General features: G+C 45.4%; 12 protein-coding genes. 2 read left to right on the top strand and 10 right to left on the bottom strand.

Features of this window, described 5'->3' with window-relative positions; all coding sequences use genetic code 11:
* Positions 1–236: 236 nt before the first annotated feature.
* Positions 237–1,253 (bottom strand): SDR family NAD(P)-dependent oxidoreductase, encoded by a 1,017-nt coding sequence (locus F3I09_RS24900; protein WP_149697768.1) that lies wholly within the window; start codon positions 1,251–1,253, stop codon positions 237–239.
* A gap of 609 nt (positions 1,254–1,862) precedes the next feature.
* On the opposite strand from F3I09_RS24900, the gene F3I09_RS24895 reads away from it, so the two are divergent.
* On the top strand, positions 1,863–4,190 hold the full coding sequence (locus F3I09_RS24895) for a T9SS type A sorting domain-containing protein (RefSeq protein WP_149697767.1): 2,328 nt from the start codon (positions 1,863–1,865) through the stop codon (positions 4,188–4,190).
* Positions 4,191–4,261: 71 nt separating this feature from the next.
* Here F3I09_RS24895 and F3I09_RS24890 read toward each other — a convergent pair whose 3' ends face one another.
* The 8 genes from F3I09_RS24890 to F3I09_RS24855 form a co-directional block, all read right to left on the bottom strand.
* Positions 4,262–6,451, bottom strand: coding sequence for a peptidase domain-containing ABC transporter (locus F3I09_RS24890; protein WP_149697766.1), 2,190 nt, complete (start codon positions 6,449–6,451; stop codon positions 4,262–4,264).
* Positions 6,445–7,323 (bottom strand): hypothetical protein, encoded by an 879-nt coding sequence (locus tag F3I09_RS24885; RefSeq protein WP_149697765.1) that lies wholly within the window; start codon positions 7,321–7,323, stop codon positions 6,445–6,447. The genes F3I09_RS24890 and F3I09_RS24885 overlap by 7 nt, the downstream gene beginning before the upstream one ends.
* Positions 7,324–7,326: 3 nt before the next feature.
* A complete protein-coding gene (locus F3I09_RS24880) occupies positions 7,327–8,208 on the bottom strand; it encodes a hypothetical protein (RefSeq protein ID WP_149697764.1) in 882 nt (293 codons plus the stop codon).
* A gap of 23 nt (positions 8,209–8,231) precedes the next feature.
* Complete coding sequence (locus F3I09_RS24875; protein ID WP_149697763.1) at positions 8,232–9,116, bottom strand: hypothetical protein; 885 nt, start codon at positions 9,114–9,116, stop codon at positions 8,232–8,234.
* Positions 9,117–9,119: 3 nt separating this feature from the next.
* Positions 9,120–9,962, bottom strand: a complete 843-nt coding sequence (locus F3I09_RS24870; RefSeq protein ID WP_149697762.1) for a hypothetical protein — start codon at positions 9,960–9,962, stop codon at positions 9,120–9,122.
* Entirely contained in the window at positions 9,959–11,212 is a 1,254-nt protein-coding gene (locus tag F3I09_RS24865) for a radical SAM protein (protein WP_149697761.1), read from the bottom strand. Before F3I09_RS24865 ends, F3I09_RS24870 begins: the two co-directional genes overlap by 4 nt.
* Positions 11,213–11,279: 67 nt before the next feature.
* Complete coding sequence (locus F3I09_RS24860) at positions 11,280–11,489, bottom strand: hypothetical protein (protein ID WP_149697760.1); 210 nt, start codon at positions 11,487–11,489, stop codon at positions 11,280–11,282.
* A gap of 130 nt (positions 11,490–11,619) precedes the next feature.
* A complete protein-coding gene (locus F3I09_RS24855) occupies positions 11,620–14,028 on the bottom strand; it encodes an outer membrane beta-barrel family protein (protein WP_149697759.1) in 2,409 nt (802 codons plus the stop codon).
* A 229-nt stretch (positions 14,029–14,257) separates the two neighbouring features.
* Here F3I09_RS24855 and F3I09_RS24850 point away from each other — a divergent pair, with 229 nt between their 5' ends.
* Complete coding sequence (locus F3I09_RS24850) at positions 14,258–14,824, top strand: dihydrofolate reductase family protein (RefSeq protein ID WP_149697758.1); 567 nt, start codon at positions 14,258–14,260, stop codon at positions 14,822–14,824.
* Between the two features lie 625 nt (positions 14,825–15,449).
* Here F3I09_RS24850 and F3I09_RS24845 read toward each other — a convergent pair.
* Positions 15,450–16,706 carry a hypothetical protein gene (locus F3I09_RS24845; RefSeq protein ID WP_149697757.1) on the bottom strand — a complete coding sequence of 419 codons (1,257 nt, stop codon included), beginning with the start codon at positions 16,704–16,706 and terminating at the stop codon, positions 15,450–15,452.
* Positions 16,707–17,028: the final 322 nt, after the last annotated feature.

The following is a 17,028-nucleotide window of genomic DNA, read 5'->3' as shown; positions in this document are numbered from 1 at the left end:
CCGGGGTTGCACCCCGGGCTACAAACACATGGCTCCTGCCGGAGCCTATTGTCGCGAATGATCCCGTTGCGTGGGGTTCCCGGGGTTTCACCCCGGGCTACAAACACATGGCTCCTGCCGTAGCCTATTGTCGCGAATGATCCCGTTGCGCGGGGTCCCGGGGTTGCACCCCGGGCTACAAATATACAACCCGCCGCGGCGGGTTGTATATTTGTAGTCAATATGCTTTTGTTATCTCAGTTTGCAGGAAATGAAATGCCTGTCATCTCTTCGCTCAGCGTCCACAATCTTTGTGCATTGGCGGCATCGACAGCATATGGTTTCACTCCCCGCAAAGAGGAAGGATCGTCATAGTTATGTACAATGTTCCCTTCATCCAATTGCGCTACATCGGCATCTTCGCAGTACACACCGCCAATACCATTTAATTGTGGGCTGGTGGCACACCATACCGAAGTAGCAGCTCCCTGCGCCACATTTTTAAGTCTGGCCGCCACTTCAGGATAGATATCCCCGTTCTCATCATGCGTGCCCATTTGCTGGAATAAGGCCATCGGTGCAACACGTCCGAGATCGGTACCCAGCACTGATCCCGGATGTAAGGAGAAGGCCCGTACACCGGCACTTTTGCCACGATGGTCCAGTTCTACCGAGAAAAGGTTATTAGCTGTTTTAGATTGTCCGTAGCCTTGTAATGTTTCGTACTCCCTGTTGATAAAATTAGGGTCCTCAAAGTTGAAGGGAGCCATCTGGTGTCCAAAGGAAGATACATTCACCACACGGGCGCCGTTTGCTTTCTTTAAGGCTGGCCAGAGCTTTGCTGTTAGTTGAAAGTGTCCCAGGTGATTGGTAGCCAGCTGTGATTCATATCCGCGTTTATCACGTTGTAATGGCACCCACATGATGCCGGCATTGTTGATGAGGATATCGAGCTGCTTATGAGTAGAAAGGAAGTTTTCTGCAAAGGCATTGATAGATGCCGGGTCCATAAGATCCATTGCCGCTACTGTTATATTGCTTACCCCTTTTAAGTTGTTGGTAGCCTTCTGTACATCGCGTGCTGGTACAACCACACTGGCGCCTGCAGCGACCAGTGTGCTAACAGTTTTTAGTCCTATACCTGCATAACCGCCGGTAACGATCACCGTTTTACCAGTAAGATCAATTCCTTTTATAACATCATGCGTGGTTGATGTAGCGTTAAATCCGGAGTGAAGCGCTTGCTGTAATGCTCCGTTGTAGTTGTCTTTCATTTTTTAAATTTTTATAAGACAAAACTAAAGACAAGTACCCGAAGCTGCTTTGTTTAAAACGTCAAACTACTTTGTTTAATGCGTCAATTTATGAAGAAGAAAAAGCGTTGTGAGAGTGAATGATCCCGGGGTTAATAATAAAAGGCCAGGTAAGCACTATTTTTTATCGGCTGATCTGAATAAAAGGCTTCTGAAGATTGTATAACCGATCCTGTTAACGAGATTAGTCTGTTAATGATATATTATTATATAGTGTCCGAATGACACCATAGGATAAAATACTATTCGAAAAAGTTAAAATATGGAGATCCCTGTATCGGGGACTATACTATTTTTACAACGTGCAAAAGTATAGTGTACTGAGCATCAAAAACCATATTATTAAAACTCAAAAGAACCATTCGCGGTATAGAAAAAATGATACGACCCAGCTATGGCGTTCTATTCGGCCATAGTTTATTTTCAATCAGATGACTAATGCGAGAACCTATGAAGCAGTGACCTGAAGCGCGCTTTAGGGACAATTATGACTTTGAAAAACCCGTCGATGGTGGAGTGAACAACTATCCAGGCTATCCTTTTTTTATCACCATTTTAAAAGAACACACGATGCTAAAATTTACATGGACATCGCTCCTGTTGTTATTTGGCAGCTTCGTCGCGCACGCACAAACGAATATTGCGCCACAGGCCACTTCAACAACTTCCTACGTTTCTCCCTGGGAAACAATTACGGCGTTAAATGATAACTACACGCCGGCCAATTCAAACGACAAAAGTCATGGCGCCTATGGTAACTGGGATAACCCGAATTCCATCCAATGGGTACAGTATGACTGGTCACAGACTTACGCTGTTACCTCCGTACAGGTGTACTGGTTTGATGATGCCGGTGGTGTACTGACGCCTACCACGGCTTATCTTGAATACTGGAACGGCTCTGCATGGACACAGCTGGCAAATGTACCGCTACAGAAAAATGCATTCAACACCGTATCTTTCACATCAGTAAATGTAACCAGGCTGCGCCTGTCTATGCGTAATACTTCGCAGTCAACAGGTATCCTGGAATGGCAGGTATATGGTACTGCTGTAACAACACCTCCACCTACTGGCGGCGACAGCAGCAATTATACCTGGCCAAATTACTCGCCTACTATCAGTTATGACTTCAGGAGTGAATATCCTAATCTGGCTGAACCTGCACAGGTCCTGAATGACTGTCCGCAGGTGGTGGGTACACAGTCTTCCGGCTGGTGGACATTCCGCTGGGGACCAAAGAAACGTGCTATGATCACTTCCGCTGCTATCACACCGATGCTGGCCCGCTTAAACAGCGAGTTCAAATACTTCCGTGATACGATGGGCTGGCCTGCCGATCTGAGAGCCAGAAGCGGCTATAAGAGCGCTGTATACCTGTACGGTTCCGGTCTTTGCACCGACCAGGCAGATAGCACAGAGCAGGGTGGATGGCAGAGCGGGATCTACTACAATGGCAAGAACTGGCCAATGATACTGGCTTCTTATTACCCTGTATATGCATTTGATCCGGCATATAAAGGCAGCGATGCCGAATACCAGAGAAGCGCGATGGTGCATGAAGGTATTCATGCTACGTTGGCCGACCTGCCAGGTGTAAAGAACTCTGCATGGTTCCATGAAGGAGGTAACGTGTGGTTCCAGCAAACAGCTGACGCCCGCAGATCCAATAATTACAGCTCAATGGGCTTCCTGAACGGTACCGATTTCATTGCGCCGTTTATGCCGATTGAATGTTATTCAGGCTGGCTGCAGGATGGTAGCTTCGGCGGACCATCAGCAGAAGGTGTGAACATGTACAACAGTGCAGGTCAGCAGCTCTGTACATGGCGCAGATTCCTGGGCGGACACCAGTACAGTTCTTCATTCCCTACTTTCCTGGGCAATACACTGGGCGACAATGCTGTTCCATGGATATGGAGATATGCATCTTCAAGAGTACTGGAAGGTATCGCAAGCGGAATCGGCGCTGCCCAGATGCGCAGACTGATTACAGAATACAGGGCTAAACAGGCGATGGTTGATTTTGGTAAATGGAAGAGAGCCGTTGTTCAATTGCTCAATGATAACTTCGGTAGCTCTATCGGCGCTGAGTGGCAGCCTTCCTGGTTGAATCCTGCTCCGTGGACCGCAACGCCTTATGCGAAAACAACCAATACCAATGGTGTGCTGAGACCTGATACTACTACACTGCCAGGTTGGTCAGGCGCTAACCAGATTCCTTTAACAGTGACCGGCAATACCGTTACTGTCAACTTCCAGCCTATCGGTGCAAACATGACCTGTCAGCTGGCTTACTGGACTGCCAATGGTACACCTGTATACAGCCAGTATGTTTCCAGCGGTAACGTTACGCTGAAACTTGCTGCTGCTCCGGCTAACAATGTAGTGATCGCTATCATTACAAACACTGACTATATCTATTCAGGAGAAGCTACCCGGAAAGCAAAATACGACTACCGTCTGCAGCTGGTTACCGGTGTAACAGGTGCTGCAAGCGTGAACACAAAATGGTACGCTGCTGCCCTGCTTTCAAGCGCAAGGACCAGCGAAGCTGTTGCTGAGGCAAAATCAGGTATCGATTGGTCTTTATATTGTAACCAGCCATTCAACGGCCAGGCAAGACCGGAAGAATACAAAGTAGCTTTCAGCAATCCGGAGTTCCAGGTATATCCTAACCCGGCTGTTGCCAACAACGGCGTACAGGTTCGTTTCTCCAATGCTAAAGCAGAAAGAAGCATTATCACTGTCTATAGCCTGACAGGTGAACTGATAATGCAGAAAGTGACTACAGGAGCTAATTATACAATAGAACCTAAAGCGCTTAAACCAGGCGTATACCTGGTGAAGATCGCGAATACTTCTCTCAATTCCACACAGAAGGTCGTTGTACTTTAAGTGAATTGAGGTGCTGTGGTAAATGATAAGGGCCGCCTTGTGCGGCCTTTGTCTTTTATATACGGGATAACTTACACGCCTAATTCCAACTGATTCTTCACCAGCTCAAAATACTTGCCCCGGTTCTTTGTCAGCCCCGCATGAGATCCTACTTCCACTATCTCGCCTTTTTCCAGTACCACTATCTGTGCAGCATTCTTGACGGTACTGAGCCGGTGTGCAATAACCACTACCGTCTTCCCTTCAAAGAAACGTTCCAGGTTGTCCATGATAGCCCTTTCATTGTTGGAATCAAGCGCATTGGTGGCTTCGTCAAAAAAGATGATCCGGGGATTGTTATATACTGCCCGCGCAATGAATAAGCGTTGCTTTTGCCCGCCGCTCAGTTCTACGCCAATACTGCCAAGTAATGTATTATACTTTTGCGGCAGGGAGTCTACAAATTCATCAAGACAGGCAATCTGCAGTGCCCTTCTTACCTGCGCCACATCAATATCCCTGTCTGTCATCGCGATATTCTGTGCAATGGAAGCGCTGTAAATATATCCGTCCTGCATTACCACTCCACATTGTCTTCTGAGGTCGTCTGTGTTTATCTTTTGCAGGTTGATATCATCGACCAGTATATCCCCATGCTGAGGAGCATAAAAGCCCAACAGGAGCTTCATTAGAGTAGTCTTCCCACTGCCGCTGGTGCCCACTATAGCAGTGATCTTGCCTTTGGGTATAGAGAGATTGATATTGCGGAGCACATAGTTGTTATGGACGCCTGCATATTTAAATGAAAGATCAGCAATCTCAAACCCTTCACTGAAACCGCTGGGGAAAGCAAGCTTCTCTCCATCGTTTTCATTTGCCTTTAACTGTATCTCATTCAGTCTTTCAAAGGAGGTCCTGGCATCCTGGTAGTCGTGGAAGAAGTTCATTGCTTCCTGCAGGGGAACGGTTAACTGGCCGATGATGTAACTGATACTCAGCATCACGCCGAAAGATATTTTATCGTTAATCACCCAATAGGCACATAGGAAGGTAATGAAGATGTTCTTTAGCTGATTGATAGTGTTGATCCCATTCTGCTGCAGGTGTGACAACTTAAGATTGCCGAGTTTGAAGTCATACAGTTTCTGTTGTAATTCCTGCCATTGCGTTACCCTGACAGCCTGCGCATTATTCAGTTTGATTTCTGTCATTCCTGAAATAAGATCGTTGAGATAATGCCGCTCTTCAATGGCAAGCCCGAAGCGGCGATAGTCCAGTTCCTTCCGCTTCCCCAGGAACAGGAAGAACCAGATAAAGGAAAGGACAGTGAACGCGACAAAACTGAACACAATGTATTTATCGAAGAATAACATCTGTACTACGTACGACACCAGTAGCGCCGCGGAGAAAATAAACGTTACGAGCTTTGTTGACAGGAAAGTGTCCACCCGCTCGTGATCATCTATACGTTGATAAATATCCGCATGGTTCTTTGTGTCAAAAAAGGAGACAGGCAGTTGTAACAGTTTGACAAGAAATTCTGAGATAATGCTGATACTCAGTTTCGTGCTGAGCCTTGCCTGGATCAGGTTCCTGATATAGTTGGTAAATGTGAGGCTGCCGAATAACATAAACTGGAATAACAGCATCTTCCAGATGATATGGATGTTCTTCTCCTGTACGCCATGATCTGTCATATACTGGATCGTTCTGGGGATCAGTAACGATATCAGGCTGGCCACCAGGATGATCAGGAATAGTATACCCGTTTTACCCGCATGGGGCTTCATGAATTGCAGGAACTGCCGGGATATGTTCCTTGCGTGAGCCGGGGTATTGACCGTATTGTTCTTCCTTTCAGGATCCGGTTCCACAAATAGTGCAATGCCTTTTTCTCCTCTGCCCAGCCATGACTGCATAAACTCTTCCCGGGAGAGTGTAGTAACGCCATATCCGGGATCGGCCACAGTATACTTCCCGTCTTTGATGTTATAAAGCACCACATAGTGGTTCTCTCTCCAGTGCAGTATGCAGGGGAAGGGTTGATGGGCAGTGAGATACTCGTCTGTGGTTTTCAGCACCAGCGCTTTCAAACCGGTTTGTTCTGCAGCATAAACAATATCGCCGATATTGGTCCCGAGCCTGGAAGTGTTGCACCATTCTCTCAGGACGAATATATTCGTCTCAATACGATAGTATTCAGCGATCATTTTTAAACAGGCCGGTCCGCAATCCATCGAGTCCAGCTGTTTCTGAAAGGGGTAATGTTTAAAGTTCAGCATCTGAAAGTTCCAAAGTAAACCATGTTGATGTCTAAGGCCGTATTTCCTAAAGTAGATCCGTCATGAAAACAGTTGTCAGTCGGCGCAATGTAAAACTGGTAAGGCTGTTGAATGAATTTAATGACAGGATAGTCCGGGAAATGTTTAAAGAAGTGAGCAGACACGTTATAGATATTTACTTCCTGCTCTTTTACGTCGATCTTCTTTGCCAGCATATTCAACGCCTGGATCATGGTCAGGTTCACAAAGTAGAATATCCTCGATTGTTTGCCCAGGTTGATGGTGATGCGGTTGCCTGCTTTATGGGTAGTGTGCAGGGTCATAAACTGCGTACCATCATTATGTAATCCTATGTACCTTTTCTCGGGAACGGTAAAGTTCTCCCGCAGCCGCGTAATATCACAAGCCACCATTTCCAGGTTGGGCAGATTGGCTGCTATGCAATGGAAATGGAATGGCTTATTATCTGCAACGGTTGTCAGGAACTGCTGCATTTTTGAATTGAGCTGTTGAATAGTATCCGGATTATCCCTGAACTTATGCATCACCTCCTCCCTGCTTCCTGAATGCTCCAGCCCAAGCTGGTCAATGATATCCTGTAGTTCTGCCGGGATATAACCGGTGAATATTGTATTATGATCCTTACGATCGGTTTTAGAGCGAATGATAGCTTCCTCCTGCACATTCATCTTTCGCCAGTCTTTCTTTGGCAGATAGGCATCGTCTTCAAAGAGAGGCGTAAAATGCCAGTCCTGGAAGTCTATCTTCGCCAGGTCCTGTTCTTTATACGGTGAGGTACCTGAGTTGATGAAAACAGCATCATATCCTTCGGGTAAGAGGCTGTGTAATCTTATACCTTGTTTCAGATGCATACATTAATATTGAAAGTTGCCAAAATAAACCATGGTGACGTCCAGGGTAGTGCTACCCAGTGTCGATCCGTCGTGGAAGCAGTTATCTGTTGGAGCGATATAGTACTGGTAGGGCTGCTGACAGATCTTTATAACCGGATAATCCGGGTAATGCTGAAAGAAGAAGCGTCCGATATTGGCGATGTTGACATTGTGCTCCACGATATCTATTTTCTTCTTCAGCATATTGATGGCCTGTACCATAGAGAGATTCACAAAGAGGAAGGATCTGCTTTCCTCACCGATATTGATGGAGATCCTGTTGCCGGCTTTATTGGCAGTATAAATGGTCATATCCTTTGTGCCATCATTATGCATGCCCATATACCTTATATCCTGTGGTTTGTAGCCCGCTGGCAGTTTGGTCGTGTTACAGGCCACCAGCTCAATATTAGGGAAGTTAATGCCGATACAATGGAATTTGAATGGCTGTTTATTGGCCAGTGGTTGTAGGAATGCATTGAGTTGTTCACTGAGCGCTTTCGTCTTATCCGCGCTTGCGGCCAGTTTTCCCATTACTTCATCCCTGTTCGCCGCGCCGGTTAAAGAGAGCGAATGGAACTGGTCTTTCAGCTTTTCAGGAATATCTCCCAGGTAAATGGTATTATAATCATTACGGTGCCCGTTGGCCTGCAGGCATCTGATCTCCGCGTTATTCAATGCCCTCCAGTCTCTTTTTATGACATAGGCGTCATCATTATATTGCGGGACATAGTTAAATCCCTGGAAGCTGACAGGCGGCGCTACCTGTTCTGCATGGTGAACAGTACCTGAGTTGATGCTGATCGCATCATAGCTTTCAGGGAGCTGATTATGAATGGTGATCCCTTTTTTTAATTGCGTCATACATAAAAGGTTTGAATTTTGTATTACATCCGGCAGCTGAACATGCCGAAATATACCAGGATGATGTCCAGCGACTTCATGCCCAGTGTTGATCCGTCATGGAAGCAATTATCTGTCGGGGCGATGTAGTACTGGTATGGATGTTGTGTGATCTTTACTACAGGATAATCAGGAAAGTATTTAAAGAAGTATTCTGAAATATTGATGATGTCTATCTTATGCTTGTCTACATCCATTACCTGCTTCAGTTTATTAAGCGCCTGTACCATGGTGAGGTTGAGGAACAGGAAGGAGCGGGGTTCTGCACCAAGATTGATCGTCAGTCTGTTCCCGAGTTTATGCAACTGATAAGGAGATACATACTCGGTACCGTCATTGTGAATTCCCATATACTTTTTGTCCTGCTCTTTGTAACCAGTGGGCATTACAGTAGTGTCGCAGGCTGTTACTTCGAGATCAGGGAGATTGGTGCCGAGATAATGGAACTTGTAGGGGTACCCGTTGGATTTGCTTTGGAGGAATTGATCTGTCAATGTATTGATGGCTGTAGTCAGTTCCGGGTTGTCCCTGAACTTTGCAAAGACGTCCTCCCTGCTCCTGCATTGGTCCAGGTGCAGCTGTTCGAACAAGGATCTCAGATCATCAGGAATATCTCCCAAACAGATCGTTTTGCCAATAGTATGTTTACCCACGGGCTTTAGTATATTTAATTCTGTACTGTCCAGCGGCCGCCAGTTCCTCTTCGGCAGGAATGCTCCTTCTTCGAAGTCAGGTACAAAGGAAAGTCCTTCGTAGTTAACGGCCTGTTTCTCCTGACCGGCATGATGCAATACGCCTGTGTTAATGGAAACAGCATTATATCCATCAGCAGTCTGGTTGTGTAGCCGGATGCCTTTGATCATTTTCATACACTAGTTATTTAAACTGACCTTGTCAAAAACGCCTGTGTAAACGATCGTTACATCTATCTCCTTATTGCCCAGCGTGGTGGCATCATGGAAGAAATTGTCTGTAGGAGCGATGTAGTATTGATAAGGTTTGATCTCAATTTTAATCGTTGGATAATCGGGGTAGTGCTTAAAGAAATAATAAGCGATATTGTCGGGGTTCACCTCAGACACGTCCATCTTTTCTCTCAGCATATTTACTACCTGCCGCATGGAAAGATTAATGAATGCCAGCCAGCGATTCTCTTTGCTCAGGTTGATGGAAATGCGGTTGCCGGACTTGTAGGCGGTTTGTGCTGTAAAACGTTTGCTCTGATCGATATGTAAACCGATATAGACAAACTGCTCCTCTATATAATGACAGGTAATCGTTTCACGGTTAGGCATTGCCCTTGTGATGCGGTGAAACTTATAATTCCTGCTGCCGGACATTGGACGCAGAAACGTTTCCAGTTCTTCTGTTATCTGCTTTACGATGCTTTCATTCTCTTTCAGCGTCGGGTAAACTTTATCCAGTTCTTTCACCTGGTCCAGACCCAGTGTTGCGAAAGATGTCTTTAGATTTTCCGGGATCTCTCCCACGTAGATGCTTTTGCTAAAATCTGTTTCAGTAGCGGTATCGCTTACTAATAGCTTTGATTCGGCAGGCTGTAAATGTCTCCATTCATGCCGGGGGATATATGAACCGGGATGGTAATAAAGCCCGGTATCTGCCGTGGCAGGGATCGTTCCCTCATTAATGTACAACTGTTCATTAATACAGGGCAGCTTGCTATATAAGCCGATTCCTTTTTTTAGTTCCATCATGATACTTGTTTAAATGAGATTAATTTTTGCTTTACGCTCTTATCTATTCTGGTGTTAGCAGGTCTTTTCAGTTCTTCCATCACTTCTTCGTAAGACATCTTCTCAACGCCGATCTGTTCAACAGTAGCAGCAGGAAGGCTTTCCAGGATATCGTTCTGCAGGAAACTGACCAGGCGGATAATATCTTTACAGTAGATAGTAGGATTATCAAACCCATTGGCTTCAGAGAACCGGTTGCCAAGGAAACCACCGCCGCAGATGTCGTAAACGGGACAGTTCAGGCATTGCTCACATACCATTTCGTGGGAGTTGTAGAATAGTTCAAAAACATCATCCCCAAAAAGATCTTCTATTTTCCCGGTATGTACATTGAAATTGTTTCTCGTGATGCCCTCATAACAAGCTCTTAATGAGTCAACCACCTCTATTCCGCCATTCGTTTCTATGACAGCAACGCCATTGGTTTTCCTTCCTATAGCCTGGTTGCCGATATGCTCATTGCCCATCAGCAGGGCAATCAGGTTCTCAAAAAGCCGGATGGTGGGCCTGCTCTTATCCTGTTTCCATAGTACGAACAATGCGATCAGCCAATCCGCATAAGGAGTATATCCTTCTTCAGAAAGTCTTTCAATATCAAATCCGCCAGGTAGTTTACTATGATGGCCATCGGGGAATAGGAGGTTCAGATTTCTGACGCCCAGCTGTTTGATCTCCTGGTAAAACGCTGCTGGTGGTATATCAACATTAAGTACCATCAGTATGCCGGTGAGACCATTATCTTTTCCCAGCCTCACTGCCTTGGCTACATCCTCATAAGAGCCTTTCCCGTTATGGAATACCCTGTAGCGATCATGTTGTTCCCGCGGACCATCAAAGCTGATTCCTATCTTCACCTGGTATTCATTAAAGAAATGATACCAGTCGCTGTCCAGTTGTACACCATTGGTCTGAATAGTATAAGAGAATTCAATATCGGGACAGGTGCTTGTAAAGATCTCAATGCTTTCCCGGAAAAATTCTTTACTGAGCAGCAGGGGTTCTCCTCCATGGAAGACGATCTGGACAAAGCGTATATCTGCCGCGCTGCAGTACGAGCGTAGCCTTTCTGCTAATGCACTGATCGTATCGATAGACATGAACTTGGGCTGGTTCATGTAGGTCTTGTCGCCCAGGTTGTACATGTAACAGTACGAACAGTTGAGGTTACACCGGCTGGCAATTTTGAGCACGAATGAGCTTATCTTTTTCATAGTAGAAACGGGGTTGAGTATAGATAGCCAATCTATCAACAGATAGATTGGCTATACATCTGGTTAATTAACCAATTGCCTGCAGGAAAGTATCGTGCTTGTCGTAAGCAGATGCTCTTGAACGCAGGTTGCTAACGGCAACAACAGGACAGTCAGCGCCCACGCCACCGAAAATAGCTTTGTAGAGGTCAAGCTGCTCGTTTTGTGAAGACTTCAGTGCTTCATCAATGATGCTTTTCTGTTCGGGTTGTGATGCGATCTTGGTTTTTTTCTTCATAAAATCTGAGGTTTAAAGAATAAAAAAATGTGCCATCAGTAAGGACATGGCGATTGCCCTTTCATTTATTGGGATTGAAATGAAACTAAAGAAGCACCAGTAAAGCAGATGGATTCGGGGGCTTGGTTAACTACATAATTCTTCCTTTTACGTCATCGTTTCCGGTGTCCCGGTCTCTTTTACTCTTTACAGTAGATTTGCCAAAATTATAGCTTACCGAAAGCGCTACACTGCGCGTATCGTGATAATTTTTGTCGATGATCCGCAGGCCGTCCAGCATAATATTATATCTGTCCATATTACTTTTGAACAGGTCCTGTGCAGATAGAACAATGTTGAAATGCTGTATGGATTTTCTCAGCCTGATCTCTGTTTCAAGTCTATTGGAGATTCTTGTATTGACGATGGTAACCGGGAAAGTGTTCTTCGCGATCACCGTACAGGAAAGCCCTTTCTTCTTTGAAATAGTAAAGGTCTGATTGGCGGAGAGACTCAATACGAAAGATTCATTGTTAATATCGACGCTGTCTGCATATTTTCCTCTGGAGATGACATAGCCTGTCAGTACAGAGCCTGATAAGGTCCACCAGGGACGCAGTTTATTGTAATACACCATCGCGCCGGAATAGCTGTATTTATTACCATAGTTTGTTTTTTTGTTGGCAATAATATTTCCTGAGGGATTGTATGGTAGTGCATAGAACTCGTCCAATAGCTGGCTGGCAGCTACCTGGAAGGTGTAGGTACCTGTTTTACCTTCCAGTGTATGGCTCAGTTCCTGCCTGTAATATTTTGATGGCATCAGAAAGGGATTGCCTTCAAAGTAGGTCTGGTCGGTAGTATAGGTCCGGAAGGGGTTTACGTCCCAGAAGCCTGGCCTGGTGATCCTGCTGGATACTGCCAGCACATATGTTCTTTCTTTGGCGGTCGTGTATTTAAGAAATGCTGTCGGAAATACATTTGTGTAATTCCTGTCTACCACTCTTAATCCGTTCAACCATCCCTTCGCGATGGTATTCTCTACTCTCATGCCCAGCTGGTAGCTCCAGTGCGTGTTTATTTCACTATTCCATATCGCATACAGAGCGCTGATGTTCTCATCATATTTGAACAGGTTACTTCTTGTCAGGTCTGGCTCCCATTTATAGTCCGGTGTCCAGTTTTCGAACACGAGGTTATTGTGGATGGAAGATAATGACACCTTCGCGCCAAGGTCGAGAGATGAATTTTTGCCGATAGGCCATTCCAGATCTGCTTTGACAGATTTGTTGCTGATGTCTTGCGGAGAAGAGCTCCTGAACCAGTCTTTAGTGACCAGGGGTTTATCGGTATTTATATCAAGCGTTTGTGTTTTACTAAGTGATTTATTGTCTGATCTGTATTCCAGTACATCCACATCCACACTGAGTGTTGTGCCTGTAGAATCGAGTTTGCCCTGGTAGTTGATGTTCAGCGAATATGTTTGCGAATTCAGATCGTCGTTGTTGTTGGTGAACCGCAGAGAGTCTGTATGCAGGAAATGGTCGCGGGTGTAGGCCTCGCGTGTTTCCTTATGCCAGTCGCCGGAATAGTCGAACAATACGCCTATAACGTGGTTGCGATTGAGTTGATAATCCACGCCCAGATTGGCGCCGGGATATAATACACGGAACTCATTGGAAGAGTGAATGTTTCGTTGTATCAGGTCATCACTGCCACCGGGAGGATAGTATATATTTTTATTGAAGTCGGGCTTCCTTTTCCTGTTGCCCGCATAGAGATCTGTATAAATATTCCAATTCCCTTTGCGGTGATTGAGATATACGCTGGCCGCCTGGGAATTGACAGCACTTTGCCTTGCGCTCAGCACGGCATTCCCGTTCAGGCCTTCTTCTTTATTCTTTTTGATGATGATGTTGATGATACCTGCACCACCTTCCGCATCATATTTGCTGGGAGGAGTGGTCATCACTTCGATCGCTTCAAGATTGTCGGAAGGAATACTGCTCAGGTAATTTTTGAGCGCATTTCCTGTAAGTATTTTCTTTTTATTGTTGATGTATACAATTGCCCCCGAGGTTCCGCTGATCTCCAATGTGCCATCAGCAGAAGCGTTGACCAGTGGCGTTTTTTCTACGACATCCCATACGTTGTTACCGAACACCAGATCTGTACCTGCCACGTTAAACCGCAGCCGGTCGATGGTGCGTTCGAAGACTGGTCTTTTAGACCGCACTACTACTTCTGATAATGTTTGTATTTTATCGTAAAGTATATGCAGCGTTGTATCTGTATGGATGGCGAATGGTATAATCGTATCCCTGAAGGTTCCCGGGCGGATCAGGAGTTTATATTCCCCTGGTTTTATATTGGAGAGTAAATAATGCCCTGTACTATCTGTAAGTGTATTGTAAACAACAATCTTTCCCTGTTGCATGCTTACGGTAGCAAATGCCAGCGGGCTTCGGTTATTGTCAGTCACTTTGCCCTGAACTGAAACCTGTGCATAAGTGGAATAAAGTATAAGGGAGAAAAATATTGTTGCAGCGATTTTTAACATATTACAATAGTTATTTCAAAGGGAATCAGCGCATTCCTGCTATCGGGGTAAAACCAAACTTAAATACCAAATTTCGAATGATTATTTAATTCGGGTATATAGAGCTAATCACAAACAAAGCGGGTTAAAAAAAATGCGTTATTTGTAGCAGTAAGTTAATAGAAAATTAATAATAAAAAAAATTTTTAGGAGAATCCCGGAAGAAAAATAAAAACTTAAACCCTACGACATGAGAAAAGTGATCTTAAATCTTGCGGTTACACTGGACGGCTTTATAGAGGGCCCGAACGGGGAAATAGACTGGTGCATCACCGATGACGGACCAGCGTCTGAAGAGGGCATTACATCGCATTTTGAAGAGTTTCTGGCACGGATCGACACTATCTTTTACGGCAGGGTGAGTTATGATCTCTGGGGGCAATATCAGCCTGCTGCTGATGCCTCTTTACCTGAAAGGAAACTTTGGGATAGTGTACACAGTAAAAGCAAGTACGTTTTTTCAACGCAATCGAAAGAAAGTAACGACGCTGTATATATCACAGCCGATATTGCTGAGCGGGTGAATGAGATGAAGGCCCAACCCGGCAAAGACATCTGGCTTTATGGTGGAGCGAGGCTGATCACCACGTTTGTTAACCTGGGGCTTGTCGACAATTATCTGCTGGCCGTGCATCCGGTAATCCTGGGAGGAGGGAAGCCACTCTTTTCGGATCTGAAAGACCGGACCAACCTGCAACTCAACCGGGCTGTTACGTCGAAATCGGGTGTGATCCTGCTGGATTATGAAAAATTGTAAAGTAAAGGTTGTTAAGAAGAGGTTTTGATCAGGGGATGTGACCAGGATGTAGCCAGGGAATCCTAATTCCGTTCCCCGGGGGCATCCCGGGCTACAAACATAAGGCGGAGCCTATTGCCGCAGATGACCTTCATACAACCTGGATATGACTTGCATTATCCTTTGTTAATCCTTCGTTCCGAACGAAGGATTAACAAAGGATAATGCAAGTCATATCCAGGTCATTTCCTGGATTGAACCAGTATTAAACTAGCATACAACTAGCATACAACTAGCATACAACTAGCATATTCCTCCGTCTTTCCTCCGTTATTCCTCCGTTTTTATCGGAAGAAAGACGGAAGAAGATCCTGGTCATATGCTAGTTTAATGCAGGTCAAATGGAGAGGCGGACGCTGCCATAGCATCCACGAAGGGCTCTTATAACGGGATTAATGGGTCTTATATCGGGATAAAGGGCTTTCGTATACATAGTTTGAAACTGCATTGGAGTCTTTCCTAACATTGCATTAACGACTACGGGAAAGTGCCACCTTCAAGGCCGCACTTTCCCGCAGTGAAAGGAAAGCTCTTTGACATATTGGATCAAAAAACTAAACTGAAATAAAGGGATCTCAGTAGGACATCAGGATTTGGTTTCTTCCCGTACCCAGTAACGGACCTTGCTGATATGTCCGGACATGAGGTCCCATACATAACAGCAGGCATCTAATGCCCCGACGTTCCATACTTCCCACTCGTTATCGTTGAGACGGCGCGCATAACTGTTTAACCCGAATATGGCGTTATGTTGTACCCGTCTTGCATAATCTTTCGTATTCAGCTGAAAATAGGAGAGTGCCGCCATTTGTATGGCAGCGGCCCACTGACGCGGATAAAGGAAAGTAGCAGCGTTGTAAACGCTGTCCCTGTAAGGGGTGATATCGTCCTCTGCTGTAGTCAGTTCCTTAAAGCCGCTAAGTGTAGCAGGTGCAGGTGGCTGTGCCAGTGAGTGCAGTTCGTGTTCTCTTGCTGCTCTGTAACGACTACGATTGTCGTTGAGAAAGGCTGCCAGTTTTACAGTCTGTAATTGTCTGTAATGAAAGTAGCTATCCTCATTCTCGTATCCGGTGGCTGGATAGCTGTCCCAAATCGATTGCGCAAGATCGTCCGTCAGGCGGACAGTTTCATCGGCCGGTTTGGCGATGGAGTGAGGCCATTGGAGCTTCGTATATGCCGGGTCTTCGAGTTTTGTCCGGCTGGGAGCTGTGATAATCCCCAGTCGCACATCATACCGGAACGATACTGCCAGTATATGGTCAGCGGCCCATACCTGCCATAGGTCGCCGGAGAGGTGCCGGGTGTACACCAGCGTACCATACAGCCCTTTCGTACGATAGTAACGAAGTGCATTATGTTGTAATGTGGAGTCGGAAAATATGGCCATGGTAAACATGGATCCTGCGATCTGTGCAGTCATCGTCGGATCAAATGTCCGGAGGAGGACCAACGAGAACAGGTCAATATTGGCAGTCAGACTGCCGGGTGTACGGAGACTGGTGGTGTCCCAATCGAGGGCCAGTAATGCAGGAGGAGGAGGAGCATATTGTGCAAATTTCGCCGAACGCACCGCTGCATATTTGTCGCCGTTTGTCTGACTGAATATGTTGAAAGCTTTGATGAAAGCAGCATTGCGGAATTTTTCCGTGCGCTGTACAATTTCGCTGTCCGGAAGACTGTTCATCAGTTTCTCAAGATCATACCAGTGTTGATGGTTAGCATTAGTGAAGACGTCAATAGCTTTCAGCAGTTCTTTTTCTTCTGTTGCATCTTGGGCAGTCTGGGAATATACCACGCCTGTGATGATACACCATATGAATGTCAGATAGACGATTTTTTTCATAGTGCAGCAAAGGGTTTCAGTTAATAATATTTGCCGTGTAAAGGCTGCACAAGATAGTAAACAGTCGCTAAATTCATTGATGAGTTCCAGTTACTGAATATATTTTTGTATAGTACGGAACATATTTTCGCTTCTCATTTTGGATAATAATAATTATTTTGCGTTCGCATTAAGGGGGCAAATTGTCATTTTACTTTTATCATCATGGAATGTTCGGCATCGGTTAACGTGAACGATGCATGCCAATGAAGACCAACAGGGGAGCTGAAGACCCATTGGAAGACACAATGGAATAGAAGGGAATACACTGCAACGAGTCATT

Source organism: Chitinophaga sp. CF418 (assembly GCF_900142925.1).
Lineage (GTDB): Bacteria > Bacteroidota > Bacteroidia > Chitinophagales > Chitinophagaceae > Chitinophaga.
The sequence above is the reverse complement of the archived record's forward strand: the minus strand, read 5'-3'. Positions and strand labels throughout refer to the sequence as shown.

Excerpts from the sequence above, each read along its gene's own strand:
- F3I09_RS24900 (WP_149697768.1), bottom strand. The coding sequence starts at position 1,253 with ATGAAAGACAACTACAACGGAGCATTACAGCAAGCGCTTCACTCCGGA.
- F3I09_RS24895 (WP_149697767.1), top strand. The coding sequence starts at position 1,863 with ATGCTAAAATTTACATGGACATCGCTCCTGTTGTTATTTGGCAGCTTC.
- F3I09_RS24890 (WP_149697766.1), bottom strand. The coding sequence starts at position 6,451 with ATGCTGAACTTTAAACATTACCCCTTTCAGAAACAGCTGGACTCGATG.
- F3I09_RS24885 (WP_149697765.1), bottom strand. The coding sequence starts at position 7,323 with ATGCATCTGAAACAAGGTATAAGATTACACAGCCTCTTACCCGAAGGA.
- F3I09_RS24880 (WP_149697764.1), bottom strand. The coding sequence starts at position 8,208 with ATGACGCAATTAAAAAAAGGGATCACCATTCATAATCAGCTCCCTGAA.
- F3I09_RS24875 (WP_149697763.1), bottom strand. The coding sequence starts at position 9,116 with ATGAAAATGATCAAAGGCATCCGGCTACACAACCAGACTGCTGATGGA.
- F3I09_RS24870 (WP_149697762.1), bottom strand. The coding sequence starts at position 9,962 with ATGATGGAACTAAAAAAAGGAATCGGCTTATATAGCAAGCTGCCCTGT.
- F3I09_RS24865 (WP_149697761.1), bottom strand. The coding sequence starts at position 11,212 with ATGAAAAAGATAAGCTCATTCGTGCTCAAAATTGCCAGCCGGTGTAAC.
- F3I09_RS24860 (WP_149697760.1), bottom strand. The coding sequence starts at position 11,489 with ATGAAGAAAAAAACCAAGATCGCATCACAACCCGAACAGAAAAGCATC.
- F3I09_RS24855 (WP_149697759.1), bottom strand. The coding sequence starts at position 14,028 with ATGTTAAAAATCGCTGCAACAATATTTTTCTCCCTTATACTTTATTCC.
- F3I09_RS24850 (WP_149697758.1), top strand. The coding sequence starts at position 14,258 with ATGAGAAAAGTGATCTTAAATCTTGCGGTTACACTGGACGGCTTTATA.
- F3I09_RS24845 (WP_149697757.1), bottom strand. The coding sequence starts at position 16,706 with ATGAAAAAAATCGTCTATCTGACATTCATATGGTGTATCATCACAGGC.